The organism is Stenotrophomonas sp. P5_A9 (assembly GCF_056400525.1).
Genome location: NZ_JBFULC010000014.1, coordinates 45,726 through 71,854 on the forward strand (window position 1 = coordinate 45,726; position 26,129 = coordinate 71,854).

16 protein-coding genes and 1 riboswitch are annotated in these 26,129 nt (G+C 66.5%); of the genes, 9 read left to right on the forward strand and 7 right to left on the reverse strand.

All coding sequences use genetic code 11. From position 1 onward, the window contains the following. Nucleotides 1-157: 157 nt before the first annotated feature. The 5 genes from AC1DR7_RS06330 to thiC all read right to left on the reverse strand — a co-directional run bounded on the left by AC1DR7_RS06330 (nucleotide 158) and on the right by thiC (nucleotide 9,302). Entirely contained in the window at nucleotides 158-3,010 is a 2,853-nt protein-coding gene (locus AC1DR7_RS06330) for a TonB-dependent receptor plug domain-containing protein (RefSeq protein ID WP_457319598.1), read from the reverse strand. A gap of 68 nt (nucleotides 3,011-3,078) precedes the next feature. Next, a complete protein-coding gene (locus AC1DR7_RS06335) occupies nucleotides 3,079-3,960 on the reverse strand; it encodes a helix-turn-helix transcriptional regulator (protein ID WP_256776479.1) in 882 nt (293 codons plus the stop codon). A 121-nt stretch (nucleotides 3,961-4,081) separates the two neighbouring features. Continuing rightward, nucleotides 4,082-6,394 carry a winged helix-turn-helix domain-containing protein gene (locus AC1DR7_RS06340; protein ID WP_478051182.1) on the reverse strand — a complete coding sequence of 771 codons (2,313 nt, stop codon included), beginning with the start codon at nucleotides 6,392-6,394 and terminating at the stop codon, nucleotides 4,082-4,084. A 251-nt stretch (nucleotides 6,395-6,645) separates the two neighbouring features. Then, nucleotides 6,646-7,323, reverse strand: a complete 678-nt coding sequence (locus AC1DR7_RS06345; protein ID WP_256776482.1) for an ion channel — start codon at nucleotides 7,321-7,323, stop codon at nucleotides 6,646-6,648. Nucleotides 7,324-7,424: 101 nt separating this feature from the next. Continuing rightward, a complete protein-coding gene (thiC, locus tag AC1DR7_RS06350; RefSeq protein ID WP_457318147.1) occupies nucleotides 7,425-9,302 on the reverse strand; it encodes a phosphomethylpyrimidine synthase ThiC in 1,878 nt (625 codons plus the stop codon). A 113-nt stretch (nucleotides 9,303-9,415) separates the two neighbouring features. Then, nucleotides 9,416-9,517: riboswitch (TPP riboswitch) on the reverse strand. A gap of 219 nt (nucleotides 9,518-9,736) precedes the next feature. Here thiC and AC1DR7_RS06355 point away from each other — a divergent pair. Next, complete coding sequence (locus AC1DR7_RS06355; protein ID WP_478051184.1) at nucleotides 9,737-11,305, forward strand: BCCT family transporter; 1,569 nt, start codon at nucleotides 9,737-9,739, stop codon at nucleotides 11,303-11,305. A gap of 249 nt (nucleotides 11,306-11,554) precedes the next feature. On the opposite strand, the gene ggt is transcribed toward AC1DR7_RS06355, so the two are convergent. After that, nucleotides 11,555-13,273, reverse strand: a complete 1,719-nt coding sequence (gene ggt / locus AC1DR7_RS06360; RefSeq protein ID WP_457318145.1) for a gamma-glutamyltransferase — start codon at nucleotides 13,271-13,273, stop codon at nucleotides 11,555-11,557. Nucleotides 13,274-13,918: 645 nt separating this feature from the next. Between ggt and ilvC the strand changes: the two genes are divergently transcribed. The 8 genes from ilvC (at nucleotide 13,919) to leuB (ending at nucleotide 22,780) form a co-directional block, all read left to right on the forward strand. After that, nucleotides 13,919-14,893: a ketol-acid reductoisomerase gene (gene ilvC / locus AC1DR7_RS06365; protein ID WP_457318144.1), complete on the forward strand. Its 975-nt coding sequence runs from the start codon at nucleotides 13,919-13,921 to the stop codon at nucleotides 14,891-14,893. A 40-nt stretch (nucleotides 14,894-14,933) separates the two neighbouring features. Then, on the forward strand, nucleotides 14,934-16,667 hold the full coding sequence (gene ilvG / locus AC1DR7_RS06370) for an acetolactate synthase 2 catalytic subunit (RefSeq protein ID WP_457318143.1): 1,734 nt from the start codon (nucleotides 14,934-14,936) through the stop codon (nucleotides 16,665-16,667). Then, nucleotides 16,651-16,905: an ACT domain-containing protein gene (locus tag AC1DR7_RS06375; protein ID WP_312237757.1), complete on the forward strand. Its 255-nt coding sequence runs from the start codon at nucleotides 16,651-16,653 to the stop codon at nucleotides 16,903-16,905. The genes ilvG and AC1DR7_RS06375 overlap by 17 nt, the downstream gene beginning before the upstream one ends. A 132-nt stretch (nucleotides 16,906-17,037) precedes the next feature. Then, the gene (locus AC1DR7_RS06380; protein WP_256776491.1) at nucleotides 17,038-18,135 is read left to right on the forward strand and encodes a threonine dehydratase; all 1,098 of its coding nucleotides are present in this window, start codon (nucleotides 17,038-17,040) and stop codon (nucleotides 18,133-18,135) included. Nucleotides 18,136-18,137: 2 nt separating this feature from the next. Then, nucleotides 18,138-19,685: a 2-isopropylmalate synthase gene (locus AC1DR7_RS06385; RefSeq protein WP_457318141.1), complete on the forward strand. Its 1,548-nt coding sequence runs from the start codon at nucleotides 18,138-18,140 to the stop codon at nucleotides 19,683-19,685. 41 nt (nucleotides 19,686-19,726) lie between these two features. Further along, complete coding sequence (leuC, locus tag AC1DR7_RS06390) at nucleotides 19,727-21,148, forward strand: 3-isopropylmalate dehydratase large subunit (protein ID WP_256776493.1); 1,422 nt, start codon at nucleotides 19,727-19,729, stop codon at nucleotides 21,146-21,148. Then, entirely contained in the window at nucleotides 21,148-21,726 is a 579-nt protein-coding gene (gene leuD / locus AC1DR7_RS06395; protein WP_457318139.1) for a 3-isopropylmalate dehydratase small subunit, read from the forward strand. Before leuC ends, leuD begins: the two co-directional genes overlap by 1 nt. Then, entirely contained in the window at nucleotides 21,716-22,780 is a 1,065-nt protein-coding gene (gene leuB, locus AC1DR7_RS06400) for a 3-isopropylmalate dehydrogenase (protein WP_457318138.1), read from the forward strand. Before leuD ends, leuB begins: the two co-directional genes overlap by 11 nt. Nucleotides 22,781-22,957: 177 nt before the next feature. Here leuB and AC1DR7_RS06405 read toward each other — a convergent pair whose 3' ends face one another. Continuing rightward, on the reverse strand, nucleotides 22,958-26,128 hold the full coding sequence (locus AC1DR7_RS06405) for an efflux RND transporter permease subunit (protein WP_457317939.1): 3,171 nt from the start codon (nucleotides 26,126-26,128) through the stop codon (nucleotides 22,958-22,960). Between the last annotated feature and the right edge of the window lies 1 nt (nucleotide 26,129).

Genomic DNA, 26,129 nt, shown 5'->3' on the forward strand with positions numbered 1-26,129 from the left:
GCAACCGGACTGCCCGGCCGCACGCGTATCGCCATGCGCCCCCCACTAGGCCCGTGGAACTCGACGAGATGGTCCCTTCCATGGGGAAAAGGACAAAAGAAAAGGGCGGACCTTGCGGTCCGCCCTCCCTTTTTTACTGCTACAGAGCTTCGATGGATCAGAAGCGCTGGGTGTACTTCATGTACAGGAAGCGACCGATATCGAAACCGCCGTAGTAGGCGAAGCTCGAGTTCGGCGCCGAGTACATCAGCGGACCCTTGTGGTCGAACACGTTGTTCGCGCCCAGGGCGATGGTGGCATCCCACGGCGCCTTCCAGCTAACCTGCAGGTCGTGGAAGGTGTTGGAGCCGGTCTTGCGCAGCGGCTCGGATTCGCCATTGGCCATGTGGTTGGGCGCATTGCACCAGAACTCGCCGGTGTCGATGCAGTCTTCCTTCATGCCCGAGTAGTAGCGCGCGGTGTAGTTGACACCGAAGTCGCCCATCGCCCAGTTGATGCCCACGTTGGAACGCACGCGGAACAGGCCGGCTTCGCCGACGCGACCGATCATGATGTTCTGACCGGCGGCATTCTGGCCCTGCTCGTCGTACTTGGACAGGTAGCTGGTCTGCCAATCGATCGAGAACTGACCGATGGCCAGTTCCGGCAGGCGGTACTTGATGCCCAGGTCGTAACCTTCGGTTTCCATCTTGCCGAGGTTGGCGGTGCCGTAGGTGATCGCGCTGACGTGACCGTCATCGGCACGGACCACGCCTTCGCAGCGTGCCGAGTTGCCCAGCACGTAGCAGTCGCGCAGGATGCGGTCGACGCTGTCAGCGATGATCATGTCGCTGATTTCGTACTTGTACCAATCCAGCGAGATGTCCAGGCCCTGCACCCAGCGCGGGCTCCAGACCAGACCGGCGGTCGTGCTCTTGGAGGTTTCCGGCTTCAGGTTCGGGTTTGCACCGGAGACGAACTGGTCACCGGACTGGCACGGCAGGGTGGAGCAGGCCTTGTTGCCCTGGCCCAGCTGCACGTAGTCGGCCGGAACACCTGCGGCCGAGCACGGGCCGTTGCCGGCGACGCTGCCCGGAGCGGTGGTGCCGCACGGATCGATGTACGACTCGAAGCTCGAGCTCAGGCCACCGTACAGATCGGCGATGGTCGGCGCGCGGAAGCCTTCAGCATAGGTGGCGCGGACCAGCAGCTCGTCCATCGGACGCCAGGTCAGGCCGAACTTGCTGTTGGTGGTGCCGCCGAAGTTGCTGTAGTCCGAGTAGCGGCTGGCCATGTTCAGGGTCAGCTCCTTGGCGAACGCCATGTCCGCCAGGATCGGCACGTTCAGTTCGAGGTAGACCTCGTTCAGATCGTACTCACCACGGGTCGGCTTCTGGCCCAGGCCGGTGGACTGGCCCGACTGTGCGAAGGCGTCCGGCGTGTAGCTGCCTTCTTCCTTGCGGTGTTCCACGCCCATGGCAAAGCCCAGGTCACCGGCCGGCAGGGTCACGATGGAGCCCGACAGGTTGGCGGTGAAGCTGGTGGTCTTGGTGATGCCGCGGGTGGTGAAGGTCGGGAACAGGAAGTCCTGCAGCTCCTGGTCGGCCAGCGAACCCTGACCTGCGACGCCGTAAGGCAGCAGTGGGTTCCACGGACGGCAGTCACCCAGGATCGGGTTGGCTGCGGTGCCGCAACGGGCAGCGCCGGCGCCGTCGATGAACGACGGGCCCAGCGCCTGACGGGCAGCGATCAGGCTCATGTCACCGCGGTTGGTCTTGATCGACTCGTTGCGGTTCCACAGCGCGCCCACGTCCCAATCGAAGCTCTTGTCAGCCACTTCGAAGAAGCCGCTGATGGTCGGTGCGAAGCGCAGGGTCTTCAGCTGGCTGTCGGTGGTGCGCGGCACCTCCCACAGGCGACGACGGAAGTCGACGTTCTGGCCAACCGGGTTGAAGGCGCTGGTCGCCGACAGCGGGGTGCTGAACGAGCTGGACTGGTACGGGTAGCCGGCGATCTGCTGGAACGTGTTGCGTTCGTTGTAGAGCAGATCGGTGTTCAGGCTGATCGAATCAGTGAAGTCGTACGTGCCGTTGATGTAGACCGACTTGCGCTCGACACCGGTCAGCAAGGTCATCTGCTGGTTGGAATTGGCGTACTCGTCGGCGGTCAGCTCGTGGTAGTCGTTCGGGTTCTTCGGGTTGCCGCCCTGGTTCAGGGTCTGCCACACCGCGGTCTTGGAGGTGCGCGAGCAATCAAACAGCAGCGGGTTGCACCAGCTGCCGTTCTGGCTGATCGGGCTCCAGTCTTCACTGGTGGAGTTCGGACCCAGCGAGCCGTCACGGCTGTACCAGCGGTCCTTGGCCCACACCGGATCCTGCTTGGAGTATTCGGCCGACAGGGTCACGCTGCCGCGCTCGCCCTTGGCACCCAGGGTCATCGAGTACTGCTGGCTTTCACCGTCGCCGTTGCCGTACTGGCCAACGTAGACGCTGGCTTCGCCGCCTTCCACGTTCTTGCGGGTGATCACGTTGACCACGCCGGCGATGGCGTCGGAACCGTAGATGGCCGACGCACCGTCCTTCAGGATCTCGATGCGCTCAACCGCGGACATCGGGATCTGGCTCAGATCCTGCAGGCCGGCGGTGGAGGCGCCCAGGCGCTTGCCGTTCATCAGCACCAGGGTGCGCTCTGCGCCCAGGTTGCGGATGTCGACGTAGTAGCCGCCCACGTTCTCGCCCGAAGCCAGCGACTCCGAACGCGAGATGGCCGGGGAGCCGGCCGAGGTCAGGTTGTTCAGCACGTCCGCGACGCTCGAGAAGCCCTGCTTTTCCAGGGATTCGCGGGTCATCGTCAGGATCGGCTGCTGCGTCTCCATGTTGGCGCCGCGGATGCGCGAGCCGGTAACCGAGATGCGGTCGAGGTCAGTGGTGCCGGAGGCAGCTTCCTGCGCCGAGGCAAAGCTCGGCGCCAGCGCCAGCGCAATGCCGGCGGGCAGAAGGCCCAGCCGCACTGCGGGAGTACGAAAATTCATTTATCTCTCCGAGGTACGTTAGTAGCGTGTTAAAACGCCTCGGAAAGTTACGATTGCGTTGCAGTTAATTATTTGCGCGAAGCAACCGGAGGCTTTGCCGACTTTGGCGGGAGCATTCCGACGGTCTCGCGGAAGCCTGACGCAGACTGCCCATAACGTGCCCGGAAGGCCCGTGCGAAGCTGCAACAGTTGTCAAATCCGCTTGCTGCGGCCACTTCGCCGATCATCATGTCGGTATCACGCAGCAGGTCGGCCGCGCGCTCCAGGCGCAGGCGCGCCGACAGCGATTGCGGGCTTTCCTCGTACAGGCTCTGGAACGTCTTGGACAGGTACCAGCTGGAGAAGTTGGTTAGCTCGGCCAGTTCACCAATGCGCACCACGCGGTGGCTGTTGCCTTCCAGGTACAGGCGCGCGCGCTGCATCCGCCCGAACACCTGGCGCTTGCGCAGGCGCGAGCGGCCGGGGCAACGCTGCACTCCGGTGGCCAGCGCGCGCTGCAGTGAGGCCAGGTGCAGCAGCACCGGGCGCAACGCCTGCGCCGGCTGGCCACTGGCCAGGGCATCGCGCCACAGCCGCAGGGCCACGCGGACTTCACCGCGGCTCATGCTGCCGCGACCGGCATACAGGCTGCAGTCTTCCAGTTCGCCGAGCGCACGCAGCGCATCCGGGGTCAGGCTCAGCCCGATGCACAGGCCATCGCGGCCGGCCTGGATCATCGGGCGCGATTCCTTCTCGAAGGCGATCCACTCGCGCTGGCGCAGACGGAAACGGCCTTCCTTGGATTCCACCCACGCGCTGCCACGCAGCTGCATCCATACGGTGAAGGTGGCGCCGGCGGTCTGCAGGCTGCCGAGCCGAGCCACGCCCAGGCAGGTGGGCAGCGGGCCGTCGTCGACGATCTTGTCCAGGGAAAGCGATTGACCGCGATCGGCGAGGGAGAGCTGACGCATGACTACACCGTGTTTGCCGTAACTGGGCAACCGTTTTGCCAAATCAGGTCGACCCGGTCAGGAAAGTCCTACGAGATTCATCCGAATTCGACACGAGGTCGATACGAAGGAATCACGAAGTTCATTTCCCTTTTGTAAACAAGGCGTTGGAGATCGTGGAGAAGACCGGTGCGGGAGCCTCGGGCAGTTCCATCACGCCGATATCGGCGCCGTCGGCCACCGCAAGCGCCACATACAGCGCGCTGCCATCGGCCTGCGCACTGAAGCCGTTGCCGGCACTCAGGCGATCGGCATCCAGGCAGTGCTCGACGCTGGGCGCGCCGACGTTGATGCGCGAAAACAGGGTGGCGCAATCGGCGCGATTGGACAGGTAGTCGACGCTGCCGTTGCGGGCGACGGCCCAGGTCCGATAGCGCCAGCGCGTCGGCCGGTCGTCGCTGAGCTGCCGGATGCTGTCGGCACTGAGCCGCGCATCGGCCGACCACAAGCCGCCGGCCGACAACCGCGTGAACAACACGCGCTGGGTGGCCGGGTCGAAGCGGGCCTGCGAGACCCCGTCGATGCTGCCGAGCAGCGTCCACGGCGAGGCGCGCCGATCGAACAACAACAGTCGCATGCGTTCGTGCGGGTCGCGATCGACTACCAGCAGGTGGTCGGCATCGCCCGCATACAAAGCCTGCAGTGGCTGGGCGACGGGTACCGGCAGCGCCACCACCTGCTCGTCGCGCGGGGAAACCTCGTAGATCACCGGATTGGCCTGCGCATCGCGCCCGGACACCAGCAGATGCGTGCTGTCCGGTGACCAGTCCGCGGCTTGGCGCGTCTCCGGACGCAACCCATCGACCGGGCGCAGCGATTCGGGCCGGGTCAAGTCGGCCCACCACAATCCGTAGTTCCCGGAGCGGTCGGAGGTGAACACCAGTTGCCGGCCATCCGGGGCCAGCATCGGCTGACCATCACGGCCGTTGGAGGCGAACAGGCGCTCGGGGTGGCCGGGCCGGCCCTCCTTGAGCGACACGCGGAACAGACCGAACTGCGCCTTGCGGTGCACGAAGGCCAGCATTTCGCTGCTGCGCGACACCGCCGGCGACTGCGCATCGTCGATGCCCACATCGCGCAGCGTGCGGGTCGGGATATCCAGCTCGTACAGCCGCGATTCGCTGTCCACGCGGCGCCCGAACACGATGTGCCGGCTGTCGCTGCGCCAGGCCCACCCGCGGATCTCGGCCGAATCGTCGGTCAACTGCTCCGGCACGCCGCCCGCCGCCGGCAACCGCCACAGATCACCGATCTGCGGATTGCGCACGAACACGATCCAGCGCCCGTCCGGCGAGTAGCGCGGGGCGTAGTCGAAACTGTCTTCGGCCACCTCGTAGTCCAGTGGCGTCCAGCGCCCGCTGGCGATGTCCAGGATGCGGATGCCACGGTGCGCGTAGCGCCCGGCCAGCGAGCCGAACAGCAGGCCGCGCCCGTCCGGTGTCCAGTCGAAGCTGAGCAGTTCGGTGCCATCGCAGCGGGTGACGTGGCGCACCGCGCCGCCGGTCGCGCTGGCAATCAGCACTTCGCAGCCGGCATCGGGACCAAAGCGGGCGAAGGCGATGTCGCGACCGTTCGGCGACCAGTTGGGGAAGCGGTCGGAGTACCCCTGCGGCGTCTCGGCCAGCAACCGCGCCGGGGCGTTGCCGGAGGTCTGCACTTTGATGCTGCTGCCCTGGCGGGCGCTGCTGTCGGCCTCGTAGGCCACCTGCGAACCGTCCGGGGACAACGTGGGATAGGTTTCAAACCCCGCCGTGGCGGTAATCAGCCGGTACGGTCGCTGCGGGCTGCCGATCACGCGGCTGCCGTCTTCCAGCACGCCGCTGGACGCGGCCGATGGTGCAGGACGTTGCAGCAGCAATGCGGTCAGCACCAGCAGCGCGATCATCATGCCAACGCCGAGCGCGAGCAGGACGTAGCGGCGCATCCGCCGCCACCGGCTGCGGAGGGATCCCGTGGCGGGCGCGGCCACTTCGGCAGGCACGTCCAGTGCTGCGGTGTCGTCGCGTTCGATGAACGTCACCGCCTCGGCAGCCGGCGCCGCATCGACCGCTCTCACCGGCACGAGCAGGCGATAGCCGGTCTTGGCAATGGTTTCGATGTAAGGCGTGCCCGTGACATCGTCGTTGCTGAACGCCTTGCGCAGCTGTGTCACTGCCTGGGTCAGCACGTCATTGGTGGGCAGCGTGTCCGGCCATACCTCGGCGAACAGTTCATCACGGGTGACCACCGCACCCGGCGCGCGCATCAGCGCCTTCAACACACCCAATGCCTTCGGCGTCAGCCGTCGCGGACGACGCGCACCGGGCACCGTGACCTCGCGGGAGGACAACGTGACGGTGCACTCGCCGATCCTGATCACATCGGCTGAAGTTGGCTCACTAAAGGGGCTGATCATTCCGGTGGTACGAGTGAATGCAGGACAACAGGAACGCAGCATCCATCGCAACCGAACACCGATCGAACGAACCGCCAGATTCCGCACATGCCATCAGCGCAAACCGCAAAAAAACTGAAGCGCGCGAATACTAGCCTATGGCGGTTAACTGCGCCTGTGCGCGTGGACAACATCAGGCCCTCTCTCGCCGACGAATTCACATAAATCGCTTCAGTATTCGCGCCTCCGGGCGCGAATTTTTTATCTGCGATTCAGTTTCGTCCACGGCGCAGCATGGTCAGTCCGACCAGCCTGGATACCACCAAAGCTACGTACATCACGCCTGCAAACTGCTCCAGCATGACCAATGCGCGTGCCTGCGGATGCACCGGCACCACATCACTCAACCCCACCCCGGACAGCAAGCTGAAGCTGAGATAAAGCAGCTCCATCCAGGTGCGCAGTTCGCTCTCGCTGGTGGCCATGAAACTGCCCGGATACCACTGCTGGCAGACCGAGAATGCGAACGCGAAGGCCCATGCCAGCAAGGTGAATGTCGCACCGGCGGCGAACAGCTCGTCGCGGGTGACTTTGTGATCCTGCAGCATGTAGGCGGTCAGGCTGCCAGCCGTGTAGAAATACAGGAGGCATTCGAGCAGCTGCGCGGTGATGGTCAAGGCGGGCTTGCCCAGCAGCGCACCGGCGATGGAGAAGACCACCGCCGGGATCGCCAGCACCAGCGCCAGCCACATCCCCAGCGGGCTGCGCCGCACCACCCACAACGACAGGCCAAGCACGGCTATGCCGAACGCGCCGAACAGCGCGCGGCTGGCACCGGCCTCGTCCATGGCCGGGTACAGCAGCACGCCCAGCAGTTGCACGGCCAGCAGCCATGCAGAAGGATGCCTGCGCGCGATGGCCAGCCATTTGGTGGTGCGTGCTATCGCCATCGTCTTCCCTCGCCCTGGCCGTGTGGCGCCGAGCTTAACGCGGAAGCCGCGCAGGCGAGATGAGCAGGCCGGGGCGCTGGCTCAGCGCCCCGGCCGCCGCGTCATTGCGGCCGATAGACCTCCGCACCGAGGTCGCGGAACTGCACCGACTTGTCGGCCATGCCCTCCTGCAGCGCGTCCTGTTCGGACAGGCCGTGTTCGGCGGCATAGTCGCGCACGTCCTGGGTGATCTTCATCGAGCAGAAGTGCGGCCCACACATCGAGCAGAAATGGGCCAGCTTGTGCGCGTCCTTGGGCAGCGTCTGGTCATGGAACTCCCTGGCCTTCTCCGGATCCAGGCCGAGGTGGAACTGGTCTTCCCAGCGGAACTCGAAGCGCGCCTTGCTCAGCGCGTTGTCGCGCACCTGTGCACCGGGGTGGCCCTTGGCCAGGTCCGCGGCGTGCGCGGCGATGCGGTAGGCCATGATCCCGTCACGCACGTCCTGGCGGTTGGGCAACCCCAGGTGTTCCTTCGGGGTGACATAGCAGAGCATCGCCGTGCCGTACCAGCCGATCATCGCCGCACCGATCGCGCTGGTGATGTGGTCGTAACCCGGGGCGATGTCGGTGGTCAGCGGGCCCAGCGTGTAGAACGGCGCCTCACCGCACTCGCGCAGCTGCTTGTCCATGTTCTCCTTGATCAGCTGCATCGGCACATGGCCGGGGCCTTCGATCATGGTCTGCACATCGTGCTTCCAGGCGATCTTCGTCAATTCGCCCAGCGTTTCCAGTTCACCGAACTGCGCGGCGTCGTTGGCATCGGCGATGCAGCCCGGGCGCAGGCCGTCGCCGAGCGAGAAGGTCACATCGTAGGCCTTCATGATCTCGCAGATGTCGTCGAAGTGCGTGTAGAGGAAGTTCTCCTTGTGGTGGGCCAGGCACCACTTGGCCAGGATGCTGCCGCCACGCGACACGATGCCGGTGACGCGTTTGGCGGTGAGCGGTACGTAGCGCAGCAGCACGCCGGCGTGGATGGTGAAGTAATCCACGCCTTGCTCGGCCTGTTCGATCAGCGTGTCGCGGAAGATCTCCCAGGTGAGTTCCTCGGCGCGGCCATCGACCTTCTCCAGCGCCTGGTAGATCGGCACGGTGCCGATGGCGACCGGGGAGTTGCGCAGGATCCACTCGCGGGTTTCGTGGATGTGCTTGCCGGTGGACAGGTCCATCACCGTGTCACCGCCGCAGCGGATCGCCCACACCAGTTTCTCGACTTCTTCGGCAATGCCCGACGACACCGCGCTGTTGCCGATGTTGGCGTTGATCTTGGTCAGGAAGTTGCGACCGATGATCATCGGCTCGCTTTCAGGATGGTTGATGTTGTTGGGCAGCACGGCACGCCCACGGGCGATCTCGTCGCGGACGAACGCGGGAGTGATGATCGTCGGGATCGACGCGCCGAAAGATTCGCCCGGGTGCTGCTTGAGCAGTGCGGCGTCGCGGAGCGCCTCCAGGCGCTGGTTCTCGCGGAGAGCGACGAATTCCATTTCCGGGGTGATGATGCCGCGCCGTGCGTAGTGCATCTGGGTGACGTTGCCGCCGGCAACCGCGCGACGGGGCTGCAGCCGCGACGGGAAGCGCACCGCGTCCAGCCGCACGTCGGCTTCGCGCGAACGCCCGAAGGCGGAGCTCAGGCCGGGCAGCGCTTCGGTATCGCCCCGCTCGGCGATCCAGGCCGCGCGCAGCGCCGGCAGGCCGACAGACAGATCGATGCGTGCCTGTGGGTCGGTATAGGGGCCGGAAGTGTCATACACGGTGACCGGTGCATTTTCCTCACCGCCGAACAGGGTCGGGGTGCGGGTCAGCACGATCTCGCGCATCGGCACCTGCAGGTCGCTGCGCGAGCCCTGCACGTGGATCTTGCGCGAACCGGGGATCGGACGGGTGACCGATTCGGAGAGTTGCCGGGCCTGCTGCTGCAGGGAGGAAAGCGCTGCGTTCATGACTTCGTCCTGGATCGAGTTCCGCACTGGAATAGGCGGAACGGACGAAGCGGCGGCGCACGGCAGATCGATCGCGGGCGGTCTTCGGGCGGGGCAGCCCTACGGCGCAATGCGGTTGCAGTTGCGAAGCATCCCTACGCCGGTATCAACCGGATCAGGTTCGAAGGGACTGTCTCAACCGTGGCCGTTCGGCCGCGGTACCCCCGCTTCGGGGCGAATTAGACCACAACGCGACGCAATCGGCGCAGCCGTCGGCGACACCCGGCGGGCATCGGCTTGAACGTGAACAAGGCAATGACGATCCATGGCCTAGAATGCTGCGGCGCGGTGTGACACAAACGCACGCCTCGGTGGCGCTCCGCATTGACCGGCAGCGACCGCCCTGAGTCGCCCCGGTGGCTCGCCCTGCCCCTTTCGTACGGAGAAACTCCTGCATGGTGTTTCGCATTTCCATCGCATTGATTGCCCTGCTGGTGCTGGCCGCCGGCCTTGCGCCGGGCCCCTTCAACGACATCGTCCAGAGCGGGTTGACGACCATCGTCCGCAGCACCGGCTGGCTGTACCTGCTGGTGGTGTTCATGACGCTGTCGTTCCTACTGTACCTGGCCTTCGGTCGGCTCGGTTCGCTGCGCATCGGGGGTGAAGACGCCGAGCCGGATTTCTCCAACGCCAGCTGGATGTCGATGCTGTTCGCCGCCGGCATGGGCATCGGCCTGGTGTTCTGGGGCGCGGCCGAGCCGATCTCGCATTTCGTCAAGCCGCCCGAAGGCTTGGCGCCGCAGAGCATGGACGCCGCGCGCGCGTCGATGCGCTATGCGTTCTTCCATTGGGGCCTGCATCCGTGGGCGATCTATGCGCTGATCGGCCTGGCGATGGCGTGGTTCCAGTTCAACCGCAACGGCCGTGGACTGATCAGCGATCTGCTGCAGCCGATCATCGGTGCGCATCATCGTGGCTGGATGGGCACGGTGGTGAACGTCGCGGCGGTGGTGGCCACCGCAATCGGGGTGGCCACCACGTTGGGCTTCGGCACGATCCAGATCGCGGCGGGCCTGCACCGGGTATTCGGCATCCAGGATTCGATTCCGGTGCAGTTGACCATCATCGCCGTGGCGTTCGTGCTGTACATGGTCTCCACCACCAGCGGGGTGAATCGCGGCATCAAGTGGTTGTCCAACTTCAACCTGGGCCTGGCCGCTGTGCTGCTGGCGCTGGTGCTGGTGCTGGGGCCGACCGGTTTCATCTTCGATACGTTCACCACCACGATCGGGTCGTACCTCAACTCGCTGGTGACGATGAGCCTGCGCATGTCGCCGTTCTCGGGCAGCACCTGGGTGGCGGACTGGACGATCTTCTACTGGGCGTGGTGGATTGCCTGGGCCCCGTTCGTGGGCTCGTTCATCGCGCGCGTCTCGCGTGGGCGCAGCATCCGCGAGTTCGTGCTGGGCGTGGTGATCGCGCCGAGCGTGCTGGGCTTCCTGTGGTTCTCGGTGTTTGGCGGGACGGCATTGTGGTCGCAGATCTTCGGCCATGTGGATCTGGCGCAGGCGCTGGGCAATGGCTATGAGACGGTGCTGTTCACGATGTTCGACAGCCTGCCGATGCCGATGGTGTTGTCGGTGATCGCGCTGGTGCTGCTGATGATCTTCTTCGTGACCTCGGCCGATTCGGCGGTACTGGTGCTGGCCACGATGTCCACCGAGGAAGCCGGCGATCCGCCGCTGGCGCGGCGCATGGTGTGGGGCGTGGCGATCGCGCTGATCGCCGGGGCGCTGTTGCTGGCCGGCGGCCTGAACGCGCTGCAGGGCATGATCACGATCGCGGCACTTCCGTTTGCGTTGCTGATGTTGGCGGTGATGTGGTCGCTGTACCGGGTGCTGGACATGGAGTACGCGCTGCAGCGGCGCCGCGCGCAGCGGGCGCGCCGGATGATGGATGCGTGGATCGAGCGTGAGATCGCCGCACAGGAAGAAACGCGGGATGAGGCCGCGCGGGCGCCGTAGCCTTGTGTTGCGCGTGGGTCGGTGGTTTGGGGAGAGCAGCCGAGCGTGGCTCGGCTCTACCTTGGGTGGGTCGCGAGTGTTGAAGGCGTCGTTTGCATCGGTAGTGCCGAGCCATGCTCGGCAGCAACATTCCCCAGCCATCAGCCCCCATGACAATGATCGCGGCAGCGCAGCCACGCATGGCGCGGCTCTACCGCGGAGATCATCAGCTGCGCGTTACCGGGCAGCCGACCAACGGTCGGCTCTACCTCAATACCCGGCGGCCTGCCCATCCTTGCGGCTTTCCGATGCGCCGTAATACACGCCGGTGTCCGGATCGCGCAGGATCGCCTGATAGCCACCGTAGGGGCCATCGGCAAACACTACCCGGTGGCCCTTGCGCATCAGCGCGCGCACCGTCTCGTACGGGAAGCCGGTTTCCAGGTTCACCTCGCCCCCATCGCTCATCGCCGTAGCCTGGCCGGTCGGCTCGGTCGAGCCTTCGTGCTGGATGCGGGGTGCGTCGCCGGCCTCCTGCAGGTTCATCCCGAAGTCGACCATGTTCATCACGATCTGCGCGTGACCCTGCGGCTGCATTGCCCCGCCCATGACCCCGAAGCTCATCCACGGCTTGCCGTCCTTGGTGACAAAGCCCGGGATGATGGTCTGGAACGGACGCTTGCCCGGCGCATAGCCGTTGGGATGGTCCTTGCGCAGTACGAACATCTCGCCGCGATCCTGCAGGATGAAGCCCAATCCCGGGGGCGCCATGCCGCTGCCCATGCCGCGGTAGTTGGACTGGATCAGCGACACCATCATCCCGTCCGCATCGGCGACGGTCATGTAAATCGTGTCGCCTTCTTCCAGCTGCTTCGGCGTGCCCGGCTGCACCTCGTTCAGGGCCTTGTCCATCGAGATCAGCGTGCGACGCTCGGCGGCATATGCCTTGGACACCAGCTTCGCCACCGGCGCCGGCTGGAATGCCGGGTCGGTGTAGAACCGCGCGCGATCGGCGAAGGCCAGCTTTTTGGCCTCCACGAACAGATGGACATGCTCGGGTGAGCCGAAGGCGATCTTCGAGAAATCGTAGCCTTCCAGCACGTTGAGGATCTGCAGCGCGGCGATGCCCTGGCTGTTGGGCGGCAGTTCCCACACGTCGTAGCCGCGGTAGTTGCTGCTTACCGGCTCGACCCACTCGCCGTGGTGGCTGGCCATGTCCTCATAGCTCAGGTAGCCGCCATTGGCCTTGAAGTAGCTGCCGATGGTCTGCGCGATATCGCCCTTGTAGAACGCATCGCGGCCACCGCGCGCGATCTGCTCCAGGGTGTTGGCCAGGTTCGGGTTCTTCCAGAGCTCGCCCTTGCGAGGGGCATGTCCATTGACGGTGAACTGCTCGGTGAAGCCGGGGTACCGGGACAGCTTGGGCACCGAGCGGTCCCAGTAATAGGCGATCACTTCGGCCACCGGGTGGCCCTCACGCGCGTAGCGGATCGCCGGGGCCAGGTTGTCGGCCATCGGTTTGCGGCCGAAGCGCTCGTGCAGCGCGAACCAGCCATCCACCGCGCCCGGTACCGACACCGGCAGCGGGCCGGTGGCCGGGATCTCCTTCAGCCCGCGTCGCTGGAACTCGGCCAGGGTCAGCGACTTCGGCGAGCGGCCCGAGCCGTTGTATCCGTAAAGCTTCTGGGTCTTTGGGTCCCACACGATCGCGAACAGATCGCCGCCGACGCCATTGCCGGTCGGCTCCATCAGGCCGAGCGCGGCATTGGCCGCGATCGCCGCATCCACCGCCGAGCCGCCGCCCTTCATCACATCCAGCGCGATCTGGGTGGCCAACGGCTGCGAGGTGGCGGCCATCGCGTGCGGGGCGATCACCTCCGAGCGGGTGGCGAAGGTGTGGCCGGTGATCCTGTCGGCGGCCATCGAGACAACCGGGAGAGCACACAGGACGGCAGCGGCCAGCAGGCCGCGGGCAAGACGTGAGGACACGGGGTGGTTCCTGAAGGTGGTAGCCCCGCGATAGTGGCGGCGAAATGCCCGCGACGACATCCCACAATGGTCATGGGCGGCCTCCGATCGACGCCGGATTCCGCGCAGAACCCACCTGCAAAATAGTGAATTCGGGTTCACCGGATCGATTTCAGCGGAAACCATCGTTGCGTGGCGGGCCTCTACGCTGGATGCAGGCGAAACCGTTGGAAATGTGCGCGCAAAGGTTGACAGCATCAAAACCGCTGTGGTTTTCTCGATCTCATGTTGCAGCGCACAGCCATCCGCGAATCCATCGAACACGCCGACACCGGCGGGGCGTCGATCCGTTCGCTTCTTGTCCTCGTACTTATTACCCAACCAACAGGTGCGGGACGGACCGGCGTGTAAGCAAGACTGCCAGGTATCCATCGAAACCCGCACCCACCCAGGTGCGGGTTTTTTCGTTTCAGAGCCCCTCGATTCCGCCTCCCCCTTTCCGAGTTGCCTTCCGCCATGACCCGCCAGCCCGCCCCCGCCGCCACACCCACCGCCCCCACGGCGGCGTGCGGCCGTGGCGCTGCGCACGCCACCCCTTCCCCTGACTGGCCGACGCGTCGCTGAGACCGTCGGCCTTTTTTTTCTTTTCGCCAAAGGACTTCCCCCATGAGCACCAACGACCTGCCCCAGATCAAGATCGCTGTTGTCGGCTACGGCAGCCAGGGCCGCGCGCACGCGCTGAATCTGCGTGAATCCGGTTTCGATGTCGTCGTCGGGCTGCGCCCGGGCGGTCCCACCGAGGTGAAGGCACAGGCCGACGGCTTCACCGTCAAGGCACCGGCCGAGGCGGTCAAGGACGCCGACCTGGTCGCCGTGCTGACCCCGGACATGGTGCAGAAGAAGCTCTACGAAGACGTACTTGCCCCCAACATGAAACAGGGCGCGGTGCTGTTGTTCGCGCACGGTTTGAACGTGCACTTCGACATGATCACCCCGCGCGACGACCTGGACGTGGTGCTGGTCGCGCCGAAGGGCCCGGGTGCGCTGGTGCGCCGTGAGTACGAGATCGGCCGGGGCGTGCCGTGCATCTGGGCGGTCTACCAGGACAGGAGCGGCAAGGCGGCCGAGTACGCGCTGGCCTACGCCGCCGGCCTGGGCGGCGCACGCGCCAACCTGATCCAGACCACCTTCAAGGAAGAGACCGAGACCGATCTGTTCGGCGAGCAGGCGGTGCTGTGCGGTGGTGCGTCGGCGCTGGTGCAGGCCGGTTTCGAAACGCTGGTGGAAGCCGGGTACCAGCCGGAAATCGCCTACTACGAAGTGCTGCACGAACTGAAGCTGATCGTGGACCTGTTCTACGAAGGCGGCATCACCCGCATGCTGGAATTCATCTCCGAAACCGCGCAGTACGGCGACTACGTCAGCGGCCCGCGGGTGATCGATGCCGGCACCAAGGCGCGCATGAAAGACGTGCTGACCGACATCCAGAACGGCACCTTCACCAAGAACTGGGTGGCCGAGTACGAAGCGGGCCTGCCGAACTACAACAAGTTCAAGCAGGCCGACCTGGAGCATCCGATCGAAAAGGTAGGCAAGGAACTGCGCGCCAAGATGGTCTGGTTGCAAATTCAAGCCGCGTAACCCGCGCGGCTCCCCCACCCGCTTTCGTAAAGGTCACCGCATGAACACCTCCGCACACAGCACCGCGCCCTGCAACGGCGCCCGCTGGTTGACGCAGGCCCTGGAAGCCGAGGGCGTGCATACGCTGTTCGGCTACCCCGGCGGCACCATCATGCCGTTCTACGACGCCCTGGTGGATTCGGGGCTGAAGCACATCCTGGTGCGCCACGAACAGGGCGCGGCGCTGGCCGCCAATGGCTATGCCCGCGCCAGCGGCCAGGTTGGCGTCTGTGTCGCCACCTCCGGCCCGGGGGCATCCAACCTGGTTACCGGCATCGCCGATGCGATGCTCGATTCGGTGCCGATGGTCTGCATCACCGGCCAGGTCGCCACCCCACTGCTGGGCACCGACGCGTTCCAGGAACTGGACGTGTTCGGGCTGACCATGCCGATCGTCAAGCACAGCTGGCTGGTGCGCAGCGTCGATGACCTGCCGCGCGTGGTCCGCGAGGCCTTCCGCATTGCGCGCGAAGGTCGTCCCGGGCCGGTGCTGATCGACCTGCCCAAGGACGTGCAGATCGCCGATGCCTCGCACCTGCCCGTGCATGTGCCGGCAGCGGTCAATCCCCCGTCCGCGCCGCAGGACGACGCGATCGCACAGGCCATTGCGGCGATTGCCACCGCTGAAAAGCCGGTGATCTACGCCGGTGGTGGTGTTGCCCTGGGCGATGCGGTCGAAGATTTCCGCGCCTTCGTCGAGGCCAGTGCCATCCCCACCGTGCTGACCCTGCGCGGCCTGGGCGCGCTGCCGCCGCAGCATGCGCACTACCTGGGCATGCTGGGCATGCACGGCACCCGCGCGGCCAACATGGCCGTGCAGGAGAGCGACCTGCTGGTGGTGATCGGCGCGCGTTTCGACGACCGCGCCACCGGCAAGTTGAACGAGTTCGCCCCGTTCGCGCGGGTCATCCACATCGATGCCGATGCGTATGAGATCTCCAAGCTGCGCAGTGCCGACATCGCCGTGCCCGGCAACGTCGGCAGCGCCCTGCGCGCCCTGACCGCCGCGGCGTCCATCCCGGCCAGCCAGGACGCGTGGCGCAAGCGCTGCGCCGGCCATCGCGAACGTTTCGCCGCGCGCTACGACGCGCCCGGCACGCACATCTACGCCCCGGCGCTGCTGAAGCGACTGAGCGAGCTTGCCCCGCGCGATGCGATCATCGCCTGTGACGTGGGCCAGCATCAGATGTGGGTGGCCCAGCACTGCCGCTTCAACCACCCGCGCAACCACCTGACCAGCGGCGCGCTGGGCACCATGGGCTTCGGCCTGCCGGCGGCGATGGGCGCGCAGTTCGCCTGCCCCGACCGCACCGTGGTGCTGGTCTCCGGCGATGGCAGTTTCATGATGAACGTGCAGGAGCTGGCAACCATCGCGCGGTGCCGCCTGCCGGTGAAGATCGTGCTGCTGGACAACAGTTCGCTGGGCATGGTGCGCCAGTGGCAGGAGCTGTTCTTCGCCGAGCGTTACAGCGAGATCGACCTGTCCGACAACCCGGATTTCGCCGCACTGGCGCAGGTGTTCGGCATTCCCGCTACCCGCATCGAGGCGCGTGATGACGTTGAAGGCGGCCTGGCCGCGCTGCTGGCCCAGCCGGGTCCGGCGCTGCTGCACGTGGCCATCGATGCACGGGCCAACGTGTGGCCGCTGGTGCCCCCCAACAATGCCAACAGCACCATGCTGGACGCCAACCCTGCCCATCAGCCCCAGGAGTTCCCCAATGCAATACCGGCTTGACCTGGTGCTGGTCCCCGCCGAGGGCGCGCTGCTGCGCGTGATCGGCATGGCCGAACGCCGCGGCTTCGCGCCGCGCGCGATCGCCGGCGCGCCCAATGCCGCCGACAACGGCCGCTGGCACCTGCAGATGGTGGTGGACAGCACCCGTCCGCCGGAAACGCTGTGCCGGCAGATCGAGAAAATCTACGACTGTGTGTCGGTGCGCATCAGCGCGCTGGAACCTGGAGTATCGGCATGAACGCCCGCACCGTTGCATCGGTGCCGGTACGGAGGTGCCTTCTTGGGCGTGCAGGGCGCACGAGGTGGCACCATCAAGGGACGCCGCCGCAGCGCGCACCGCACTGCGACGATCACCCTGGCCGGGTGCGCGATGCCGGCTAGCCGTACCCCGCAGGAACCGGAGGTAGGCGACGTAAGCGTCGCCGACGTGCTGGCCGCGCAGGCGCGGTTGCGTCGCTTCCTGCCGCCCACGCCCCTGCATTACGCCGAGCGGTTCGGGGTGTGGCTGAAACTGGAAAACCTGCAGCGCACCGGTTCCTACAAGGTGCGCGGCGCACTGAACGCGCTGCTGGCCGGGCGCGAACGCGGCGATGACCGGCCGGTGATCTGTGCCTCGGCCGGCAACCACGCCCAGGGCGTGGCATGGGCCGCCTACCGGTTGAACATCCCGGCGATCACGGTGATGCCGCATGGCGCACCCGCCACCAAGATCGCCGGCGTCGCCCACTGGGGCGCCACCGTGCGCCAGCACGGCAGCAGCTACGACGAGGCCTACGCGTTCGCCCGCGCCCTGGCCGACCAGCACGGCTATCGCTTCCTGTCGGCATTCGACGATCCGGACGTGATCGCCGGGCAAGGTACCCTGGGCATCGAACTGGCCCCGCACGCACCGGACGTGGTGATCGTGCCGATCGGCGGCGGCGGCCTGGCATCGGGCGTCGCGCTGGCGCTGAAATCGCAGGGCGTGCGTATCGTCGGCGCACAGGTCGAAGGTGTCGATTCGATGGCACGCGCGATCCGCGGCGATCTGCGCGAGATTACGCCGGTGGCGACCCTGGCTGACGGCGTGAAGGTCAAGATTCCCGGCTTCCTGACCCGCAAGCTGTGCAGCGCACTGCTGGACGATGTGGTGATCGTGCGCGAAGCCGAGCTGCGCGAGACCCTGGTGCGACTGGCACTGGAAGAACACGTCATCGCCGAAGGCGCCGGCGCATTGGCCCTGGCCGCCGGTCGTCGCGTCGCCGGCAAGCGCAAGTGCGCGGTGGTGTCCGGCGGCAACATCGACGCGATGGTGCTGGCCCAGCTGCTGGCCGACATCCGCCCGCGCCCCCCGCGCAAACCCCGCCGCCGCGCCAGCGAGCGCATGCGACCACCGCTACCGACCGTGCTCGCGACCCTCCCGAATACCGCTCCGAATCCTACCTCCGCCATCCCATCCGACATTGCCGTCGAGGAGACCTCCTGGTGACCATGCCCAACTCCCCCCGAATCAGAATTTTCGACACCACCCTGCGCGACGGCGAGCAATCGCCCGGCTGCAGCATGACCCCGCCGCAGAAGCTGGTGATGGCCCGTGCGCTGGCCGAGCTGGGCGTGGACATCATCGAGACCGGCTTCCCGGCCAGCTCGCAGTCCGACCGCGAAGCGATGACGCTGATCGGCCGCGAGCTGCGCCAGACCACCCTGGCGGTGCTGTCGCGCTGCCTGACCACCGATATCGAGACCTCGGCCAAGGCGCTGGAGGCGGCCGCCAACCCGCGCCTGCACCTGTTCCTGTCCACCAGTCCGTTGCATCGCGAACACAAACTGCGGATGAGCCGCGAGCAGGTGCTGGAATCGGTGCACAAGCACGTGAGCCTGGCACGGGGCTACGTGGATGACGTGGAATTCTCCGCCGAAGACGCCACGCGTACCGAAGAAGACTTCCTGATCGAGGTCGCCCGCGTGGCCGTGGCCGCCGGTGCCACCACCATCAACCTGCCCGACACCGTGGGCTTCACCACGCCCGAGGAAATCCGCGGCATGTTCCAGCGCGTGATCGCCGGGGTTCCCGACAGCGACCGCATCGTCTTCAGCGCGCACTGCCACAACGACCTGGGCCTGGCCGTGGCCAACTCGCTGGCGGCCATCGAAGGCGGTGCGCGGCAGGTGGAGTGCACCATCAACGGCATCGGCGAGCGTGCCGGCAACTGCTCGCTGGAAGAGATCGCGATGGTGCTGAAGGTCCGCAATGCCTTCTACGAGGAAGACACCCGCATCAACACCCCGCGCATCGTCGCCACCTCGCAGCTGCTGCAGCGCCTGGTCGGCATGCCTGTCCAGCGCAACAAGGCGATCGTCGGCGCCAACGCGTTCGCGCATGAGTCGGGCATCCACCAGCACGGCATGCTGCGCCACCGCGGTACCTACGAAATCATGCGCCCCGAAGACGTGGGCTGGGAGTCCTCGCAGATGGTGCTGGGCCGCCACAGCGGCCGCGCGGCAGTCGAACAGCGCCTGCGTGCGCTGGGTTTCTGCCTGTACGAAGAAGAACTGAAGCATGTCTTTGAACAGTTCAAGGCGCTGTGCGAACAGCAACGCGTGGTCACCGACGCCGATCTGCAGACCCTGATGCAGGGCAGCGCCACCCAGAACGGCTACCGCCTGGCCTCGATGACGATCAGCGACGTCGGCAGCCGCGCCAATGCGCTGGTGGAGCTGTCCGATCCGGACGGCAACCGCGTGGCCGAAACCGCGCAGGGCGATGGCCCCGTGGATGCGCTGTTCGGTGCGTTGTCGGCCGCCACCGGCGTACAGCTGATGCTGGACAGCTATCACGTGCACAGCGTGGGCATCGGCGCCGATGCGCGCGGCGAGGCCAACCTGAGCGTGCGCCACGACGGCGTGGAGTACGAAGGCACCGGTACCAGCCGCGACATCATCGAAGCCTCCGCACTGGCCTGGCTGGACGTGGCCAACCGACTGCTGCGCCAGCGCAACGCGACGACCGAGCAGCCCGCTGCGACCGCCGCAGCCTGAGCACCCCCATGACGCATCCCGAACCGCAGCAAGGCCAGTCCATGACCCCAGCTCCCCGCACCCTGTACGACAAACTGTGGGATGCCCACGTCGTCGTGCCCGAATCGGACAGCGCGCCCGCCGTGCTGTACATCGACCTGCACCTGATCCACGAAGTGACCTCGCCGCAGGCCTTCACCGAACTGCGCGAGCGCGGCCTGTCGCCGCGACGCCCGGACCGGACCAAGGCCACCATGGACCACTCCACCCCGACCCTGCCGGCCGGCGCCGACGGTAAGCTGCCGTACGCCAGCGCGGCGTCCGAAGCGCAGGTGGACATGCTCGCGCGCAACTGCGCCGCGTACGGCGTGGAACTGTTCGACCTGCAGTCGGCCAGCCGCGGCATCGTGCACGTGATCGCTCCCGAGCAGGGCTTCACCCAGCCGGGCATGACCATCGTCTGCGGCGACAGCCACACCTCCACGCATGGGGCGTTTGGCGCCCTGGCCTTCGGCATCGGCACCAGTGAAGTCGGCCACGTGTTGGCCACCCAGTGCCTGTTGCAGCGCAAGGCCAAGACGATGGCGATCACCGTCGACGGCGCCCTGCCGCTGGGCGTGGGCGCCAAGGACGTGGTGCTGCACATCATCGGCGTGATCGGCGTCAACGGCGGCACCGGCCACGTGCTGGAGTTCCGCGGCAGCGCGATCGAGGCGATGGACATGGAGCAGCGCATGACCTTGTGCAACATGTCCATCGAGGCCGGTGCGCGCGCCGGCATGGTCGCCCCCGACCAGACCACCTACGACTGGGTGGCCAACACCCCGCGCGGGCCGAAGGGCGCCGACTTCGATGCCGCTGTCGCCGCGTGGTCGCAGCTGCGCAGCGATGCCGGTGCGCGTTTCGACGTGGAAGTGCACATCGAGGCGGCCGACATCCGCCCCACGCTCACCTGGGGCACCCACCCCGGCACGGCCATCGCCGTGGATCAGCCGATCCCGGCCGCCAACGATGCTGCCGCGCAGAAGGGCCTGGATTACATGCACTTCCACGCCGGGCAGACCCTGGCCGGCACACCGGTGGACGTCGTGTTCGTCGGCTCGTGCACCAACGGCCGCCTGAGCGACATGCGCGAAGTGGCGCAGGTGCTGCAGGGCCGGCGCGTCGCCGACGGCGTGCGCATGCTGGTGGTGCCGGGCTCGGAGATCGTCAAGCGGCAGGCCGAGGCCGAAGGCATCCACGCCATCGTGCGTGCGGCGGGCGCGGAGTGGCGCGAGCCGGGCTGCTCGATGTGCATCGCCATGAACGGTGACCTGGTCGCCCCCGGGCAACTGGCGGTGAGCACCAGCAACCGCAACTTCGAAGGCCGCCAAGGCCCCGGCTCGCGCACGCTGCTGGCCTCGCCGATGACGGCGGCGTGGGCGGCGGTGAACGGCCGCGTGGCCGATCCACGTGAACTGTATGCCGCCCGGGAGGTGGCCTGATGAGCGGCTTCCGCACCCTGACCTCCACCAGCGTTGTGCTGGCCGAGACCAATATCGACACCGACCAGATCATTCCGGCGCGGTTCCTGTCCACCACCGAACGCGCCGGGCTGGGCAAGCACGCCTTCAACGACTGGCGCTGGCAGGCCGACGGCACGCCCAATCCGGGCTTTGCCTTCAACCAGCCGCACAACGCCGGGCGCAGCATCCTGCTGGCGGGCCGCAACTTCGGCTGCGGTTCCTCGCGCGAACACGCGCCGTGGGCGCTGACCGACCTGGGCCTGCGCGCCATCGTCAGCAGCGAGATCGCCGATATCTTCCGCGGCAATTCGCTGAAGAACGGCCTGCTGCCGATCGTGCTGGACGAAGCCGACGTGCAGACCCTCATGCAGCGGCCGAACGACGTACTGACCATCGACGTGGCCGCGCGCGAACTGCGCACGCCCGACGGGCGCGTCTACGCCTTCCCGCTGGACGGTTTCTCGCAGACCTGCCTGCTGGAAGGCGTAGACCAATTGGGGTATCTGTTGGGCCGTACCCCTGACATCGAACGTTACGAGAGTGAACATGCACGCTGAAATTGTGGTCTTGCCTGGTGATGGGATTGGTCCGGAAGTCGCCGCAGCGGCCGTGGCGGTGCTGGACGTGGTGGCCGAGCGCTTTGGCCACACCTTCGGTTTCCAGGAGCACGACATCGGGGGCATCGCCATCGACCGCCACGGCGAACCGTTGCCGGCCAGCACCCTGGACGCCTGCCGCAAGGCCGACGCGATCCTGCTCGGCGCAGTGGGCGGGCCGAAGTGGTCCGACCCCAACGCCAAGGTGCGCCCCGAACAGGGCCTGCTGGCGATCCGCAAGGCGCTCGGCCTGTACGCCAACCTGCGCCCGGTGCGTACCCACCCGGCCGCGCTGGGCGCCTCGCCGATCAAGGCCGAGCTGCTGGAAGGCGTGGACTTCGTGGTGGTGCGCGAACTGACCGGCGGCATCTACTTCGGCGTAAAGACCCGCACCGCCGACACCGCCAGCGATCTGTGCAGCTACAGCGTGGGCGAGATCGAGCGCGTGCTGCGCACCGCCTTCCGCCTGGCGCAGACCCGGCGCGGCAAGGTCACCTCGGTGGACAAGGCCAACGTGCTGGAGACCTCGCGCCTGTGGCGTGACGTGGCCGCGCGGATCGGCCGCGAGGAGTTCCCGGAGATCGCGCTGGAACACCAGCTGGTCGATTCGATGGCGATGCATCTGCTGGCCAAGCCGCGCGAGTATGACGTGATCGTCACCGAGAACATGTTCGGCGACATCCTCACCGACGAGGCCTCGATGCTGGCAGGCTCCTTGGGCCTGTTGCCGTCGGCGTCGCTGGGCGAACCCGGCGCGGTGGGTATCTACGAGCCCATCCACGGCTCGGCCCCGGACATCGCCGGCAAGGGCATCGCCAATCCCTACGCCACGATCTTCAGCGCGGCGATGCTGCTGCGGCATTCGCTGAGGTTGGAGGAAGAAGCCGCTGCGGTGGAAGCGGCCGTGCATGCGGCGCTGGATGCCGGTGTGTTCACTGCAGACCTGGCGGCCAAGGGTGCGGCGGTAAGCACCACCCAGGCCACCGACGCGGTGCTGGCGCGCCTGCGCGGCTGAAGACCAGCAACGCATGTAGAGCCGACCGTTGGTCGGCTGCCCGATGCGTCCCGTAGAGCCGACCGTTGGTCGGCTGCCCCGATGAATCCCGTAGAGCCGACCGTTGGTCCCGACCAACGGTCGGCTCTACGGGATGCATCGGGGTAGCCGACCAACGGTCGGCTACCCCGCCATTGGTCACCCCTCGGCGGTCTTCCCCTCATCCGGCTTCACCCGGAACCACGCCGCGTACAGCGCCGGCAGGAACACCAGGGTCAGCACGGTGCCGACGATCAAGCCGCCCATGATCGAGATCGCCATCGAACCGTAGAACGCACTGCGCGACAGCGGGATCATCGCCAGCACCGCCGCCAGCGCGGTCAGCACGATCGGACGGAAGCGGCGTACGGTCGCATCGATGATGGCGTGCCAGCGATCATGCCCGGCGTCGATGTCCTGCTGGATCTGGTCGATCAGGATCACCGAGTTACGCATGATCATGCCGGCCAGCGCGATGGTGCCCAACAGCGCCACGAAACCGAACGGCGCGCGGAACAGCAGCAGGAACAGGGTCGCACCGATGATGCCCAGCGGTGCGGTGACCAACACCATCGCCGCACGCGAGAAGCTGCGCAGCTGCAGCATCAGCAGCGTGGCCACCACGATCAGGAACAGCGGCATGCCGGCCTTGATCGAGTTCTGACCGCGCGCCGAATCCTCGACGGTGCCGCCGGTCTCCAACAGGTAGCCCGACGGCAGTTGCGCGCGGATGCCGTCCAGGGTGGGCAGGATCTGCTGCACCACGTCCAGCGGCTGCATGCCATCGCCGATGTCGGCGCGCACGGTCACCGTGGGCAGGCGGTTGCGGTGCCAAATGATGCCGTCTTCGAAGGCGTATTCGAGCCGGGCCACCTGCGACAGCGTCACCGACGTACCGCTGGCGGTGGGGATGGCCAGGCTGCCGAGCAGGCCCAGTTGCGCGCGCTCGTTGTCCGGCCCGCGCAGCAGCATCTCGATCTGGCGGTTGCCTTCGCGATAGGTGCTCACGCTCATGCCCGACAGCGAGCTGCTCAGGAACTGGCTGACCTGTGCGCTGCTTACGCCCAGCGCGCGTGCGCGGTCCTGGTCGATCACCAGCCGCACCACCTTGCTCGGCTCGCTCCAGTCCAGGTTGACGTTGATCACGTGCGGGTTCTCGCGGACCTTGGCTTCCACCTGGCGCGCGATGGCCTGCACCTGCGCCACGTGCTCGCCGGAGATGCGCATCTGCACCGGGTAGCCCACCGGCGGCCCGTTCTCCAGCCGGGTCACGCGCATCTGCACGTCCGGGAACTGCTTGATCACGTCCTTGATCAACCAGTCGCGCGTGGCTTCACGTGCCTCGGCATCGGCGGTAAGCACCACGAACTGCGAGAAGTTGGTGGCCGGCAGCTGCTGGTCCAACGGCAGGTAGAAACGCGGCGAGCCGGTGCCGACGTAGGCCACGTAATTGCTGATGCCCTCGCGGCCCTTCAGCAGCGTCTCCAGCTTGCTGGCCTGGGCCTGGGTGGCCGCCAGCGACGCGCCTTCGGCCAGTTCGATGTCCACCATCAGTTCGGGCCGGGTCGAATCGGGGAAGAACTGCTGCGGCACGAAGCGGAAGATCACCAGCGAGAACACGAACAGCGCCGCGGTCGCGCCGATCACCCACCAGCGATGGCGCAGGCAGGTATCCAGGAAGCCACGGAAACGGGTGTAGAACGGGCGCTGGTAGGGATCGTGGTCGTGCGCATGTTCCTTCGGCGCGATCCAGCGCGCGAACGCCGGATGACGGTCGGCCCACTGCAGGCGCGTGGCGTGCCAGCGCCCGGCCAGGCTGGTCGGCTTGGGCGGCTGCCGGTTGAACAGATCCGGCAGCATCTTGTCGCCCAGGTACGGGATGAACAGCACCGCGGCGATCCAGGACACCACCAGCGCGATGGTCACCACCTGGAACAGCGAGCGGGTGTACTCACCGGTACTGGAGGCGGCCGTGGCGATGGGCAGGAAGCCGGCGGCGGTGATCAGCGTACCGGTCAGCATCGGGAAGGCGGTGGATTCCCAAGCGAAGCTGGCCGCGCGCAGGCGGTCGTAGCCCTGCTCCATCTTGGTGGCCATCATCTCCACCGCAATGATCGCATCGTCTACCAGCAGGCCCAGCGCCAGTACCAGCGCGCCGAGCGAAATCTTGTGCAGGCCGATCCCGAAGTAATGCATGACGAAGAACGTCATCGCCAGCACCAGCGGAATGGTCACGCCCACCACCAGTCCGGTGCGCAGGCCCAACGAGAAGAAGCTGACCAGCAGCACGATCACCACCGCCTCGGTCAGCACCTGCACGAACTCGCCCACCGACTCCTCCACCGCGTGCGGCTGGTCGGACACCTTGCGCAGCTGCATGCCGGCCGGCAGAGTCTTCTGCAGGCGTTCGAACTCGGCATCCAGGGTCGCGCCGAGCTTGAGGATGTCACCGCCATCCTTCATCGCCACGGCCAGGCCAATGGCGTCCTCGCCCATGAACCGCATCTTCGGCGAGGCCGGGTCGGCGAAACCGCGCTTGACCTCGGCGATGTCGCCCAGGTGCACGGTGCGCTCGCCGGCCTGGATCGGGAACTTGCGGATGTCCTCGACCGAATCGAACTGGCCGGTGACGCGCAGCTGCACGCGGTCGCTCGGGGTTTCGAAGAAGCTGGTGGCGGTCACCGCGTTCTGGTCGGCGAGTGCCTGCTGCACCTGCTGCAGCGACACGCCCAGCGTGGCCAGCTTGGTGTTGGACAGCTCGATCCAGACCTTTTCGTCCTGCAGCCCGACCAGATCGATCTTGCCCACATCGGGCACGCGCTGCAGTTCCAGCTGGATGCGGTCGGCGTAGTCACGCATCACCGCGTAATCGAAGCCCTTGCCGGTCAACGCGTAGATATTGCCGAAGGTGTCGCCGAACTCATCGTTGTAGAACGGCCCGACGATCTCACGCGGCAGCGTGGCGCGGATGTCGCCCACGCGCTTGCGTACCTGGTACCACAGGTCCGGGATCTGCTTGGAGCGCAAGCTGTCGCGCGCCATGAAGATCACCTGCGATTCGCCCGGGCGCGAGTAGGAGCGGATGAACTCGTACTCGCCGGTGTTCATCAGCGCTTTTTCGATCGGCTCGGTGACCTGGCGCGAGACCTGCTCGGCAGTGGCACCGGGCCACATCGTGCGCACCACCATCGCCTTGAAGGTGAACGGCGGATCCTCGGACTGGCCCAGGTGCTTGTAGGACCACGCGCCGATGACCGCGAAGGCAAGCATCGCAAACAGCACCAGCGGCCGGTTGCCCAGCGCCCATTCGGAGAGATTGAAGCGGCGCACG

What these genes read in the sequence shown, in the direction of transcription:
- AC1DR7_RS06330 (WP_457319598.1), bottom strand. Translation starts at nt 3,010, where the DNA reads ATGAATTTTCGTACTCCCGCAGTGCGGCTGGGCCTTCTGCCCGCCGGC.
- AC1DR7_RS06335 (WP_256776479.1), bottom strand. Translation starts at nt 3,960, where the DNA reads ATGCGTCAGCTCTCCCTCGCCGATCGCGGTCAATCGCTTTCCCTGGAC.
- AC1DR7_RS06340 (WP_478051182.1), bottom strand. Translation starts at nt 6,394, where the DNA reads ATGATCAGCCCCTTTAGTGAGCCAACTTCAGCCGATGTGATCAGGATC.
- AC1DR7_RS06345 (WP_256776482.1), bottom strand. Translation starts at nt 7,323, where the DNA reads ATGGCGATAGCACGCACCACCAAATGGCTGGCCATCGCGCGCAGGCAT.
- thiC (WP_457318147.1), bottom strand. Translation starts at nt 9,302, where the DNA reads ATGAACGCAGCGCTTTCCTCCCTGCAGCAGCAGGCCCGGCAACTCTCC.
- AC1DR7_RS06355 (WP_478051184.1), top strand. Translation starts at nt 9,737, where the DNA reads ATGGTGTTTCGCATTTCCATCGCATTGATTGCCCTGCTGGTGCTGGCC.
- ilvC (WP_457318144.1), top strand. Translation starts at nt 13,919, where the DNA reads ATGAGCACCAACGACCTGCCCCAGATCAAGATCGCTGTTGTCGGCTAC.
- ilvG (WP_457318143.1), top strand. Translation starts at nt 14,934, where the DNA reads ATGAACACCTCCGCACACAGCACCGCGCCCTGCAACGGCGCCCGCTGG.
- AC1DR7_RS06375 (WP_312237757.1), top strand. Translation starts at nt 16,651, where the DNA reads ATGCAATACCGGCTTGACCTGGTGCTGGTCCCCGCCGAGGGCGCGCTG.
- AC1DR7_RS06380 (WP_256776491.1), top strand. Translation starts at nt 17,038, where the DNA reads ATGCCGGCTAGCCGTACCCCGCAGGAACCGGAGGTAGGCGACGTAAGC.
- AC1DR7_RS06385 (WP_457318141.1), top strand. Translation starts at nt 18,138, where the DNA reads ATGCCCAACTCCCCCCGAATCAGAATTTTCGACACCACCCTGCGCGAC.
- leuC (WP_256776493.1), top strand. Translation starts at nt 19,727, where the DNA reads ATGACCCCAGCTCCCCGCACCCTGTACGACAAACTGTGGGATGCCCAC.
- leuD (WP_457318139.1), top strand. Translation starts at nt 21,148, where the DNA reads ATGAGCGGCTTCCGCACCCTGACCTCCACCAGCGTTGTGCTGGCCGAG.
- leuB (WP_457318138.1), top strand. Translation starts at nt 21,716, where the DNA reads ATGCACGCTGAAATTGTGGTCTTGCCTGGTGATGGGATTGGTCCGGAA.